The organism is Nitrososphaera sp. (assembly GCF_013388945.1).
Taxonomy (GTDB): Archaea; Thermoproteota; Nitrososphaeria; order Nitrososphaerales; family Nitrososphaeraceae; genus Nitrososphaera.
In genome coordinates this window covers 164,785-177,735 of record NZ_JACAEH010000004.1, presented here as the reverse complement: position 1 = coordinate 177,735, position 12,951 = coordinate 164,785, and the positions used below count along the sequence as shown (strand labels likewise).

Genomic DNA, 12,951 nt, shown 5'->3' with positions numbered 1-12,951 from the left:
CCAATCAGTAGTTGAAAGCCATACTGTGGCGGTCCTCAACCTCCATTGTAATACTGGCGTTTTTCATGGCTGCTAACCATGCTTTTGGCGACACGCTTGGAATAGAGGTTCGCAGCTCCGACGGAGGTATTATTGCATCACAGGGACGAACCAGCTCATCCAATCCATTCGAATTAGGCTCGTGGTTCCTGCCGATAATCTCTGTAAACATCTTTACCTTGGCGCTGATAATTCTAAACAAAGTAAATCGGCTGCCCAAGTTCATTGTAAAAACATTCAACTACGCTTCAAGGGCAGAAATTTCCCCAACAATAACCGCAATCATGCTCGCAATATTGTTTGGAATTTTTTTCACATTTACATACGAACAACTCTTGCATGAAGAGCAGTGGCCTGACTACGTCAACTACATAAAACCTGCCGTCGAGAACTGGGCCTGGCTTGGTCAGATACGGGGGTTCGAATACTTTCATGTTGTCAAGCTCTTTCTAATTTCTCTGTCACAGGCCGCTTTTGGAAACATACGACTCCTGCCTTACGTGGCTAGCATCTTTGTGCTGATTTTGGTTTATCTGCTGTCGTACAGGATTACTGGAAAGCGCATAGCTGGGATAGTATCTCTTGCCGTGATGATACAAAGCAAGACATTCTTGACATTTGTCGGTTCAGCCACATACGATAACTTTTGGTTTGCGTTCTACCTTTTGTCGGTATACCTGTTATTCTCCAGACAACCATACCTCTCACCACTCACATTTGCGCTGTCCATCTTTTCAAAACAGCTGTCAGCGGTTCTCTTACCAATAACGCTCTTCATACTGTACCGCTCTGATGCTCCGAAAGCAAAGAAGCTTCTAATCATTTACGGAATATTTCTTGCCGCCGCTATAGCGACCGTCGCTTCCGGAACTCTGGTGACGTTCGAACCAAATCTGGAATCAATCGGAAGCAGGCTCAATCAAATTCCTTTGCTGCTGAGAGTAGACGGCCCATTCTTCTTCATGTTCATGCTTCCTGTAGTGGTAGGGCTATTCCTGAAGGCAAGGAGTATGATATATGCAGACTCGGTAATTTTCTCAATAATGTTCACCATATCGCTGCCTTTCGCGGTAGGCGTCCTTACCAACGGCATCTATGAAACCCATAACACCATTCCAATAATAGCATTTTTCGCTATAGGATGCGGTTCGCTGCTGGCCTCCGCTAAGGAAAAAGCGCTGCACATTGACTTTACCAAAATACGGTCTTTGATTTTTTATGGATCAATTGGCATCGTCGCCTTTTTCCTGCTGCCAACGATTTTCCCGCTGCTACTACCGGGTATAGACTAGCATCGGTATACAGAATAATTCGTATCCCTAATTGTCAATTTTCATAGCTCTCCCTTCTACCTGTGAATAGAACATTCCTTCGGGCAAAAGCTTTCTCATAAGCAGAACTAGCCGCTCTCTGCCGCCGACTATATAGCGTGGCTTTGGGTTGGGGTTTGACACTATGTTCGAAATTATTCTTGCCACTGCGGCGGCTGGAATCCCTTGCATGTGCCTGCGAGCGTATTGTTTGTACCACCGTCCATAATCAGAGGCGTCCTTGAATCCATCAATTGTGGTAAAAGCGGTAGCATGGAAGTCGGTGTCTGTAAGGCCTGGATTTACAACTATGACTTTGATTCCATACCTGTGCAGTTCCATCCTCATGGCAGCATTTAGAGCTTCCAGAGCATGCTTGCTTGCTGAATACACTCCACCTAAAGGCCCTGCAAAGTGACCGACAACTGAGCCAACATTAATCACTTTTCCTTCCCCCTGCTTTTTGAAAATCGGAATAACTTTCTTAGTGATGTCAAGCAGGGCAAATACGTTGGTTTCAAACTGCTTTCTGACTAGGTCCACGGGGACATCCTCGATGCTTCCAACCTGGGCGTATCCTGCATTATTTATCAATGACGCGAGTCTTGTATTATCATTTGCTCCCATATCTTCCGATATTAATCCCAACGTCCTATCCAATGCAGATGCATCTGTAATGTCGCAGATGATTGGCGTAAACAGTTCATGAGAAAATACGGGCTGGGTCCTTGACAAACCATATACCTGATATCCACTCTCGACCAACATTTTTGACGTCTCCAGACCTATTCCACGAGACGCGCCTGTTACTATGACCTTGCCTAATGATTGCATGATATTACGCCGGTTTTCCTGCTTAAAAATGTCAAGGCAGCAGAGGCATCAAGCTCTACAACTTTTGGCCAGTTACGTATTACTTCAAGGAAATAGGCTTTCCTGTCTGGTTAGATAGAATGGCAGCCTCGGCAATCCTCGTGACATACGTTGCATCCGCGGCTGAAACCAAAGGCTCTTTCCTTCTTCCTGCAATTACATCAAGGAAATGGGATAATTCTAGCATTAACGGCTCTTTTAGTTCTATGCGCGGAAAAATTGTAGCTTCGCCATGATCTATCTTCACCTCCTGCAAAATGTAATTCCCTGTTATGATGCCATCCGTGCAAACAGCACTAAAAGTCCTGATTTTATTTGGCGTGAGCCAATTTGAAGCGATGACCGCCACCCTCTGGTTACTAAATCCCAGCATAATGGTGGCGAAATCTTCGTACGGGTGAAGCTTTTTTCCGGCTCGCGCGAAAACAACCTCCGGTCTTGAACCAAAAAGAAACATTGCAGCATCAATGTCGTGCACCGTAATGTCATAGATGATGCCTACATCGAGGCTTTGAGCAGGCATTCTATTTTCCCTGTGAAATTCCATCATAAATAGATCGCCGTATTTCTTTTCATCTATGAGACGCTTGGCATATTGAACTGCCGGGTTAAATCTCTCAATGTATCCCGCTGTAAGGACAACGTTCTTTTCCAATGCCTGCTTCATCATTTTTTCGCATTCTTCTGAAGAAAATGATAGCGGTTTTTCTACAAACACATGCATTCCCTTGTCTATCAGCATTTTCGTAATCTCATAATGTGTTTTGATGGGCGTACATACCATGCATGCATCAAGTTCGCTTTCTTTCTCCAGCATCTCTTCTATGTTGGAATAGGAATTAACTCCATATTTCTTGGCAGCCTCTTTTGCCAGTACCGCATCTTTATCGCAAATCACGCTTAAAGCTTGAAGCTCGTTGAGAACTCTCGCGTGGTTCTTGCCCCACCCACCAACCCCGATCACTGCAACCTTTGACACAGCATTGACCTCTGATTGCCAAAAATATAAGCGCGTCGTCGAACCATATCACTGCAAATGACGCGACAAATTTTGAATCCTCCAATTCCACGGGCATTGCAAAACATGTGGTAAAACATTCCGATTATTTTATAGGCACAACAAACATCCAATAAATCATGACTAGCAGCTGTTCGCGTTGCAACAAAATGGTAGACAAGCCTGTAGGATTCATCACATTCCATGATTTTTCAAACTATCCTGAATCTTCGAATGCAGCGAAGATGGAACTATGCCAAAATTGCACGGCTGAGTTCTGGAAATGGCAACACGTCGCCAAGGAACGATAAGTCCACTTATTATTATATACTAGACCAGCCTGACGCTATTCGCGTAAACAAGCATGATATCAAAGGTAGTGATCCCAGCTGCCGGCCTTGGCACACGACTATTGTCTGCGACTAAAGAACAACCTAAAGAGATGCTGCCAATCTTTGCAGGGAATGACCTCGGCGACCTATCAGTCAAACCTATTGTTCAGGTCATTTTCGAGCAGCTACACGACGTAGGATTTCGGGAATTTTATTTCATAGTTGGAAGAAGCAAGCGTGCGCTCGAGGATCACTTCACGGCTGACTTTGAATTTGTAAAAAGTCTAGAAAGAAAGGGCAAAACTTCGCAGGCCTGCGACTTGGAGAACTTTTATAACAAACTGGAATCTTCGACCATCGCGTGGATAAACCAACCCTCCCCTCTGGGGTTCGGTCATGCTGTGTATCTGGCAAAGAACCTCATAGGAAATGAGCATTTCTTGGTGCATGCAGGCGACACCGTAATCTTTTCTGAAAAAAACAGACACCTGACGACCCTGCTTGAAAGTCACGTGAAGCACAAGAACCATTGCACATTGCTGATCAGAGAGGTGGAAGACCCCCGTCAGTTCGGTGTGGTCGCAGGAGATGTCCGTAAGGACGGGCTGATCAAACTTACCGACATTGAAGAAAAACCTGCAAAACCCAAGACCAACCTTGCGATCATGCCAGTCTACATCTTCGATCCGGCGATTTTCTCGGCTCTAGCAGAAACACAGGCAGGAAAAGGAAACGAGATACAACTAACCGATGGCATAAAAAAATTAATGGAACAAGGACTGCAGGTAATGGCATCCAAGCTTTCTTCGCATGACATGTGGATTGATGTCGGCACGCCAGAGACATACTGGGAGGCCCAGTCAAGCACGTACAACAGATTCAAGGTAACGAAGAAATCCTAGTGTTTGAGCTCTGAAACGAGACCTTTCAAGAATCCTATTCCATATACAACGTGGGTTAAGGGTATACCGGCAATCACCATTAGACCCACCTTCGCATTTCTTGTTGCCGATCCTGAAGCTATGCACGCGGCGAAATACGCTCCAATGATCACAAGAAACGGCATTAGGAAGAGACTGGGAAGGATCACAGCCAAGGGTATCCCTATTGCATTAAACAACACAAACAAAGACGGTATAAAGTAAGTCAGCTGTCGCGAGTTTTCCGGGAACTTTTTCGCAAAATAGCCGCGATGAGTCCCGTATCCCCAGATTTGTTTTAGGTGTGGCTTGAATACGCGCCTTCTGTGATGGTAGACGACGACTTCTGGCGAATACAGGATCTCTTTATTGAGGTCGCGTTTTATCTGTAGACAAAGATAAGTGTCTTCTCCCGGCCAATAATCTGCGTTGAATCCTCCAAGCTGATCCATAATTGATTTCTTGGTTATCATGTTGCTACTAGGGATATCATCCACCGATGTTGGCCGGCCTGCGAGATACCTATTCGCAAGACCCCCACCACCTATTTTGGAAGCAAGAATAAGCCCGCTTGCCTGCCTTTTCACGTCATCATTTGGCGGGGTCAGGGAAGGACCTCCAACCAATCCTACTCTCTCGTCTGAAAAAAGAGGAATGGCGTTTTCCAGCCACTCAGGGATGGGATAAGCGTCTGAATCGAGAAACGCAATGTATTCTCCAGATGCGTGTTGTATTCCGATGTTACGCTTGATAGCGGGCTTGATTTTGCCTGTAGGAATAATCCTTACCTTCGATGGGTAATCGTAGCTTTCTTGGATCTCGTCAGGAAGGAGGAGTATCTCGATATTTGTCCACTTGAGAGCCAGACAGCCCTCGATGGATTCCTTCTCATACGCTTCTATTCGTCTGCAAGGGATTATTATAGAGACCAAAGGCGAAACGGGGCCCAACGGATTATTGCAGAGATCTGGGAATTATAAACGTCTTCCCACGTGTGAATGTTGCATATTCTTATATATTGCATGGACGAATTTCAAACACTTTGAAGGTATCGATATCCTATCCTCCTATTCCAACAGACAAGGGCTCGCCCTTGCTGTCTCAGAATAGACAATTCCAGTACTTTAACGAGCCGACTTTTATTTACCCCGTTATTCCCGCATATGCGGCGACTCTCTGCCACCTTGCAGGCCATGAGGCAATATGGGATGATGCTATCTCGGAGCAGAAGACGTACGACTCCTGGATCAGGGAGGTACAAAGCAACCCTCCCGACCTCATATGTATAGAAACCAAGACTCCGACCATAAAGTGGTATTGGAAAGTAATAGATGCAATAAAGGAAGCAAGCCCTGGCACAAAAACGGTACTGTACGGCGACCATGTGACGGCGCTGCCTGTAGAATCTTTCCGGAACAGCAAAGTGGACTATGTCATAAGGGGCGGAGACTACGACAGAACCATATTGTCGCTGGCTGATAGCCTTGAAGGAAAAGCCAAGATGGACGGCGGAATCTGGTTCAGGGACGGTAAAGGCATCAAGAACTCTGGCGACTTCACACAAAAGAAGGACATGACAGACCTTCCATTCATCGACAGGGATCTCACAAAATGGAAGCTGTACAGCGTTCATAACGGTAACTACAAGGTAACACCAGGTACATACACGATGGCAGGAAGGGATTGCTGGTACAGAACCGACGGCGGCTGCACGTTCTGTTCGTGGACCACTCACTACCCGCAGTTTACCGTCAGGACACCTAGGAACGTTCTGGACGAGGTCGGTCATCTGATAAACAACTACGGTATTCGAGAGATTTTCGATGATACCGGCACCTTCCCGATCGGCGCGTGGCTCAACACATTCTGTAATGGAATGGTAGAGCGTGGATACAACGAACAGTTGTACTTTGGCTGCAACATGCGTTTCGGTGCGCTTACTTTTGAGGAATACAAGCTGATGAAGAAGGCGAATTTTCGATTCATGCTCTTTGGCGTCGAGTCTGCAAATCAGAGAACCATAGATATGTTGAACAAAGGCGTGAAGGAGCAGGAGCAGATCGACTCTTGCATCAACGCCGCAAAGGCAGGCTTGGATCCGCACCTTACAATCATGTTCGGCTATCCTTGGGAGACTAGGAAAGAGGCCATGAAGACGATGGAAACCTGCAGATGGCTCATAAAGAAGGGTTACGCCAAGACTTGGCAGGTAACAATTGTTATTCCGTACCCCGGCACGCCTCTCTTTGACCTTGCAAAAATGAACGGCTGGTTGAGGACCGAGGATTGGGAGCGCTACGATATGCGCGAGCCTATTATGAAAACAGAGATGAAAGAAGAGGAAGTTCTGGAGATAGTGCAAAAGCTGTACAAGGTCGCGCTTGATCCTGAATTCATACTGAGAAAGGTCGCTATGATAAGGACTTTTGACGACCTCAAGTTCATGTTGAGGGGCGCCAGGAACATCTTCGGCCATATCAAGGACTTCGCGCCTGAGCAGATATCCGCCACCCTGAGAAAGCAGGAAGAACCGATAGTGGCTTCTTGATGTCCGGAAGCAGTCTAGGTTGGTTGAAATGGTAAATCAGCTAAGGTTAGTCTGTGATATTTGCGGTAAACACTTCTACTACAACGTCTATGCAAAAGGGGAATACAAAGAGGCAGAAAAGAAATATTTCGAACACTACAAGGTCGAACATGGGATAGAATTGTCATGACAGCTATCTCGCCGTCTTAGAGATTTTCTTTCCGTCCGACAAACTATTTTAAATACCATAATTGAAGGGTAGACATGGCTTCCAGTTTAACGGACATGTACGGCTCACTACATTCTAATATTCGCGAGATACTGGAGGCATCACAAAAATCTAACAACAAGGTTCCTCTCGCAGTGCCCCCATTCAACTACGATGATTATATTGCAGCAATAGACACGCTCCTTTCGGGCTCGCTGAGCATGGGAGAGAAGGTAAAATCTTTCGAATCTGCATTCGCGGATTATCTTGGTTGCAAGAATCCAGGCGTAATGGTAAATTCAGGGTCTTCTGCCAACCTCTTATCATTATCGATTCTTACCAATGCGTCTTTGAAGGAGCGACTGAAACCCGGAGACGAAATAATCACACCTGCCGTCACATGGGCTACCACCGTGTTTCCTATTTCCATGGTCAGCGCGAAACCCGTTCTGGTAGACATTGACAAAGACAGCTATAACATAGATGTAAACCAGATCAAGAAAGCGATAACAAAGAAGACAAAGGCAATCATGCCGGTTCACCTGCTGGGGAATCCCTGCAAGATAGACGAGATTAAAGAGATAGCCGATGCTAATGATCTCTTTCTCATTGAGGATTGCTGTGAAGCCCATGGAGCAGAATTGAATGGCAAGAAAGTGGGCACATTTGGTGATCTGGCTACATTCAGTTTTTTCATCTCCCACCATATATCCACAATAGAGGGAGGCATGATCCTTTCTAACAACGACAAGTATCACGAACTGGGAAAGGCATTGCGGGCTTTTGGCTGGGTCAGAGAGCTGCGCGACAAGGAAAAACTAGCCAAGAAGCACTCTTCTATAGACCCGAGGTTCCTTTTCATTACGGCAGGATTCAACGTGCGCCCTACGGAAATGCAAGGGGCGCTGGGGACAACTCAATTGCCAAAGCTGGAGAACATAATAAAGACTAGGCGGGACAACGCCAGTTACTGGAATGAAAGACTTTCAAAGCACGAGAGATTCATTTCCCTTCCCATCGAGAATCCTGGGGCACGACACGTGTACTTCTGTTACCCGATCAGCCTGAAACCAAGGGCTCCTTTCAAGCAGCGAGAACTGGTATCATTTTTGGAACAAAAAGGCATCGAAACAAGGCCGGTCATGACAGGAAATATCGCGCGGCAGCCAGCACTTACTCAAATGCGGTACAGAAGAATAGGCAAGCTTCCAAATGCCGACTATGTAACCAAGAATTCATTTCTGATAGGAAACCACACCGGCATTACCAAGAAAGTAAGGGAATACGTGGCCGACACATTCGAGGAGTTCTTTTCAAGATATAACTAGGGTGCGCAAAGCTGAAAATACTCCTAACCGGCAGCTCGGGCTTCATCGGGAGCAGAATAAAAAAAGCTTTCCAAGAGCATGGAGACGAGGTTTTCTCTGTAACGCGAGGAGAAAGTGCAAAAGGAGACGTACAGTCTGACGTCTCAGACCCCCGCATCGTGGAGAAGGTATCATTCCCGATAGACCTGATAATCCACGCTGCAGCCTATACCGACACGCGGCCGTCGGCTGCCAACAACTATGAACAATTTTTTGCCACAAATTGCCTGGGCACTCTTAACATGCTAAAAGTAGCCCAGAGGAGGGGCGCGGACTTGATATACATAAGCACATGCGATGTCTACGGCAAGCCAAAATCATTGCCCATAAATGAAACACACCCGCCAAATCCGATCACCGTTTATGCTGCCACCAAAAGCGCCGCAGAACAACTCTGCCATGGGATGTCTCAGGCTAACAATTTCCGCCTCAGAATAGCAAGACCGTTCAATACCTATGGCCCTAATTCGCCAAAATACCGAGTCATATCCAGCATCATAACGCAGCTCGTGTCTTCAGACAGCGTAACCATTAACAACATACAAAGCAAACGCGACTTTGTATTTGTAGATGATGTGGCTTCTGCGATAGTAAAATTGTCTGAATTTCAGGGAGACGATGTTATTGTCAATATAGGTACCGGAATCACTCATTCTATCGCAGAAGTGTTTGAAGTGGCAAAGAGGGTGACAGGGAAAGATACAGCTACTCTGCATGCCCAGGAAGAGTCTTCTGGCCCCATTCCAGTCCTTCAGGCCGACATAACAAGGATCAAGAAACTTGGATGGCGCCCAAAATTTGATCTGGAAAGAGGACTACTCGAGACCGCCAGAGAAATGCGGCTTAACTAGAGTAGTGTTTTGCATACCAGTCATAGGTGATGCGGAGCCCTTCTTTGAGAAACACCTTGGGCGTATATCCCAGCGACCTTATCTTGGTAATATCCGGAACCCTTCGTTTAGTCCCCGCCATCTCTTTTGGCCTGTATTTGGGAACCACCTTTACTCCGGAAATTTGGATCAGTTGTTGTGCAAGAGACGAAATGGACACTTCCTCCGGGTTGCCGATATTGAAAATCCTATCTTTCACACTCTTGTCTCTACCTGCGATCAGAGTCGCTTCAACCGCGTCATCAATGTAACAAAATGACCTTGTCTCGGTGCCGTCACCTTCAAGCACAAATTCTTCTTTTCTGACCAGCTTCCTGATAAGCTGTGGTATGACGTGTTCATTTCCCATCTTGGGCCCATACACATTATGATACCTTACTATCGTGTTCTTGAGACCATATTTTCTTCCGTAATTGATACAGAAAAGTTCGCCTATGATCTTACTCCCGGAGTAGGAATATCGCGGGTTAAGAGGATCAGGTATCTTCAGTATTTCTGTCTCGCCGGTAGGAAAACGGGAAGGGATGCCATAGACTTCAGAGGAGGACGCGAAGAGGACCTCACCAACATTGTTTTTGATAGCGTATTCCAGCATGTTGATGACGCCCTTTACATTTACTTCAAGAACCCTTTCAGGAATCTCGTAAAAGAACTTTGTTCCATTGATAGCGCCCATGTGGAATATTGAAGTTATACCCTTTGGCAGACATTCCCAATCCTCGGGTTTCGTGATGTCGCCTTTTACCAGCTGGACTTTCTTGTCAGAAATGTTATTAAATGAACCCCTAAATTCGTTATCGAATATGACGACATCCTTGGAATTCTGAACCAGCCTGTTCACCAGATTCGAGCCGATAAAGCCTGCTCCGCCTGTTACGAGCACCTTAGACAATGCCTACACCCGTGTATGTCACGCCATCCATAGTCTCGAATATCTTTTTGTCGTAAAGCCTCCAGCAATCCACAAAAATAAATGGTCTTGCAGCCTTCTCAACGAGCGATGTCACGTCCAGGTTTCTGTAGGACATGTGATTATTCATGATTATAACGCATGCCGCGTTCTTGAACCCTGATTCGATGTCGGTGGGCGTCGCGCCTGCAGCTTCTATGATATCTTTTGGAACTGCTGGATCATGGCCGTAGATATTGAAATCTTTTTTCAAGATGTTTACGAGTGGAATAGTTGGCGAGTCCCTGGTGTCATTGGTTTCGGGATGCCCCTTGAAAGCAAAACCCATAACGAACACCTTTAGATCTTTTGCAGATTTGTTCTTTGAACGAATTTTACTCTTGATTTTTTCTGCCAAGAGTTCCGGGATTGCTTCGTTTAATCGCCGTCCTGCGATGATCAGCGAACGCTTGTTAGGAAGGTAATCAACTAGCTCCTCCTGTGCAAGTATGTACGGGTCTTTTGAAAGACAGGGACCGCCTACTCCGGGGCTTGGGAACGGTATGCTGTTTCTAGGATAATGCACATTTGATTTTGATATGCATTCATTGGCGTCGATCCCCAGTTTCTCGCACATCAATGCAATCTCATTCGCATATGCAAACCGCACGTCCCTGTACGAATTGTCTATCAACTTGATCATTTCGGCGGTCTCTACAGATGACACCATTATGACTGTAGGGGTCAGCCTCCGGAACAGGTTCATGGACCTCGAGACGCTCTCCTCGTTTATTCCTCCCACTATCTGGGGCAGCTCGTACAATTCCTGCAATGCCACTCCTTCAGCCGTTCGTTCGGGAGCAAATGCGATGTTCACCTGCGTCTCTATGCCTCTTTTCTTCAATTCGCCTCGAAGTATTGGCAGGACTATTTTGCGCGTGGTCCCTATAGGAACCGTAGATCTCACGATCACCATCTCGTTCCCTTTCATGTGCTTGCCAACGGATTCTGTCGCCGACTTCAGATATCCAATATATGGCGATCCTGATTGAAGTGGAGTTCCCACACAGATCACGTACGTGTCAACCTCAGAGCCAGGCACATCTTCCAGCTTCTCGAATACCATGAACGTACGTCCAAGGTTTCTGCGCAGAAAAAGCTCTATGCCCTTCTCGTTAATCGTTGGCTTCCCAGCAGAGATGGTCCTGTACGAGCCGTTGTTGCTCTCAACTCCAAATACCATCACACCTTTGTCTGCGAGAGCAAGGGCTAGCGTCAAACCAACAAACCCTAGACCTATTACGACTGCTGACACGAACTAGTGATATCAGTCTATCCCGATAAAAACGTAATTACACGACACGCGAGGTGAAAAATAGTGCAACCTTTTATAGCCTAGCCGGGTTTAGGACAACGCTTTGCGCGTGCTGCTCCTTAATCATAACCCTGTAGGTTACGGCACCTACTGGCGCGTATTCTATCTGGCAAAGCACGCGTCGGAACTGGGACTAGACATCACAATGGTCTGCGCATCGGATGAAGACCTCGACACAAGCATAAAGAAAAAGCAAATTGCCAAGAATTTTGAAATCATCACTCTCCCACGATTCAAGTACGGCAAGTACATGAGCGGACAGGAAATCAGATTACTTCTATCCATCTGGCAGACGCTGACTTTCAATTATGACATAGTGCATGCTTTCACCGTCGCGCAACCCCAGATAGGGTTTCCTGCACTGCTAGCCAAGTATCTCAGAGGAAAACGGCTCATAGTGGATTGGGATGATGCCTGGCACGAGGGCTTTGCACTTTACCACCGGTTCCCTGTCCGCAACATACTGAGCTTCTCAGAGCTGTATGTGCCCAAGCACGCCGACATGGTTACCGTCTCAAGCGAATTTCTTCACAACAAGGCAGAGAGCATAGGCGTGGACCCCAAGCGAATTGTCCGCATACCCAATGGGTGTAATTCAACAGAAATTGTACCGCTGGATAAACATGAATGCAGAAAAGCTTTGAATCTGGGCCGGGGGCCTTTCCTGCTGAGCATGGGGCACACCTATGCCGATACGATGGATTCTCTCCTAGAAGCGTTCAAGAAAGTTTTGCGGTCCAATCCTGCAACTAAACTGATCCTGCTTTCGCGAATAGTTCTTGACGATTCTCTCAGGAAAAAGATTGACGAGCTAGGTAGCAGCGTGATACTCCCCGGAGAGGTTCCGTTAGACAAGTTCAACCTGTACCTGTGTGCTGCCGACATTTTCTTACTGCCTATGAGAGACTCTAACATCGAGAAGGCCCGGTTTCCAATAAGGTTCGGCGATTATCTGTGCGCAGGACGCCCCGTCGTCTCAAACGCGGTGGGAGAAGTCAAAAGGATAATTGAGAAAGACAAATGCGGCATCGCATGTGCCGTTGACGACGTTGAGGGAATGGCCGATTCCGTTATAAAGCTATTACAGAGTGAAGCAGAAAGTGCGAAGATGGGCATGAGGGGCAGGGAGATAGCCGAGAAAGATCTGCTGTGGCAAAATATAGCAAAGCGACTGGTCGACGTTTATACAAACACATGATATTCTAGGCTGAATAACCCAGACTG

11 protein-coding genes are annotated in these 12,951 nt (G+C 46.5%); 6 read left to right on the top strand and 5 right to left on the bottom strand.

The window, feature by feature from the left end:
- Window positions 1-11 precede the first annotated feature (11 nt).
- Complete coding sequence (locus tag HXY31_RS02575) at window positions 12-1,331, top strand: hypothetical protein (protein WP_292639300.1); 1,320 nt, start codon at window positions 12-14, stop codon at window positions 1,329-1,331.
- 27 nt (window positions 1,332-1,358) lie between these two features.
- On the opposite strand, the gene HXY31_RS02570 is transcribed toward HXY31_RS02575, so the two are convergent.
- Both HXY31_RS02570 and HXY31_RS02565 read right to left on the bottom strand, forming a co-directional pair.
- Window positions 1,359-2,183: an SDR family NAD(P)-dependent oxidoreductase gene (locus HXY31_RS02570; RefSeq protein WP_292639298.1), complete on the bottom strand. Its 825-nt coding sequence runs from the start codon at window positions 2,181-2,183 to the stop codon at window positions 1,359-1,361.
- A 79-nt stretch (window positions 2,184-2,262) separates the two neighbouring features.
- Window positions 2,263-3,201: a Gfo/Idh/MocA family oxidoreductase gene (locus HXY31_RS02565; protein ID WP_292639295.1), complete on the bottom strand. Its 939-nt coding sequence runs from the start codon at window positions 3,199-3,201 to the stop codon at window positions 2,263-2,265.
- A 382-nt stretch (window positions 3,202-3,583) separates the two neighbouring features.
- Here HXY31_RS02565 and HXY31_RS02560 point away from each other — a divergent pair, with 382 nt between their 5' ends.
- A complete protein-coding gene (locus HXY31_RS02560; protein ID WP_292639292.1) occupies window positions 3,584-4,453 on the top strand; it encodes a UTP--glucose-1-phosphate uridylyltransferase in 870 nt (289 codons plus the stop codon).
- Here HXY31_RS02560 and HXY31_RS02555 read toward each other — a convergent pair.
- Window positions 4,450-5,421 (bottom strand): glycosyltransferase, encoded by a 972-nt coding sequence (locus tag HXY31_RS02555; protein ID WP_292639290.1) that lies wholly within the window; start codon window positions 5,419-5,421, stop codon window positions 4,450-4,452. The two genes, HXY31_RS02560 and HXY31_RS02555, sit on opposite strands and share 4 nt — an antisense overlap.
- 92 nt (window positions 5,422-5,513) lie before the next feature.
- Here HXY31_RS02555 and HXY31_RS02550 point away from each other — a divergent pair, with 92 nt between their 5' ends.
- The 3 genes from HXY31_RS02550 (at window position 5,514) to HXY31_RS02540 (ending at window position 9,424) form a co-directional block, all read left to right on the top strand.
- Window positions 5,514-7,019 carry a radical SAM protein gene (locus HXY31_RS02550; protein WP_292639287.1) on the top strand — a complete coding sequence of 502 codons (1,506 nt, stop codon included), beginning with the start codon at window positions 5,514-5,516 and terminating at the stop codon, window positions 7,017-7,019.
- A 243-nt stretch (window positions 7,020-7,262) separates the two neighbouring features.
- On the top strand, window positions 7,263-8,534 hold the full coding sequence (locus tag HXY31_RS02545) for an aminotransferase class I/II-fold pyridoxal phosphate-dependent enzyme (RefSeq protein WP_292639284.1): 1,272 nt from the start codon (window positions 7,263-7,265) through the stop codon (window positions 8,532-8,534).
- Window positions 8,535-8,545: 11 nt separating this feature from the next.
- Entirely contained in the window at window positions 8,546-9,424 is an 879-nt protein-coding gene (locus tag HXY31_RS02540; RefSeq protein ID WP_366933069.1) for an NAD(P)-dependent oxidoreductase, read from the top strand.
- Here the strand turns inward: HXY31_RS02540 and HXY31_RS02535 are convergent.
- The gene (locus HXY31_RS02535; protein WP_292639954.1) at window positions 9,417-10,346 is read right to left on the bottom strand and encodes an NAD-dependent epimerase/dehydratase family protein; all 930 of its coding nucleotides are present in this window, start codon (window positions 10,344-10,346) and stop codon (window positions 9,417-9,419) included. The two genes, HXY31_RS02540 and HXY31_RS02535, sit on opposite strands and share 8 nt — an antisense overlap.
- A 1-nt stretch (window position 10,347) precedes the next feature.
- Complete coding sequence (locus HXY31_RS02530; protein ID WP_292639282.1) at window positions 10,348-11,667, bottom strand: nucleotide sugar dehydrogenase; 1,320 nt, start codon at window positions 11,665-11,667, stop codon at window positions 10,348-10,350.
- A gap of 109 nt (window positions 11,668-11,776) precedes the next feature.
- Between HXY31_RS02530 and HXY31_RS02525 the strand changes: the two genes are divergently transcribed.
- Window positions 11,777-12,925: a glycosyltransferase family 4 protein gene (locus HXY31_RS02525; RefSeq protein ID WP_292639952.1), complete on the top strand. Its 1,149-nt coding sequence runs from the start codon at window positions 11,777-11,779 to the stop codon at window positions 12,923-12,925.
- The last annotated feature ends 26 nt before the right edge of the window (window positions 12,926-12,951 follow it).

What these genes read in the sequence shown, in the direction of transcription:
- HXY31_RS02570 (WP_292639298.1), bottom strand. Translation starts at nt 2,183, where the DNA reads ATGCAATCATTAGGCAAGGTCATAGTAACAGGCGCGTCTCGTGGAATA.
- HXY31_RS02560 (WP_292639292.1), top strand. Translation starts at nt 3,584, where the DNA reads ATGATATCAAAGGTAGTGATCCCAGCTGCCGGCCTTGGCACACGACTA.
- HXY31_RS02545 (WP_292639284.1), top strand. Translation starts at nt 7,263, where the DNA reads ATGGCTTCCAGTTTAACGGACATGTACGGCTCACTACATTCTAATATT.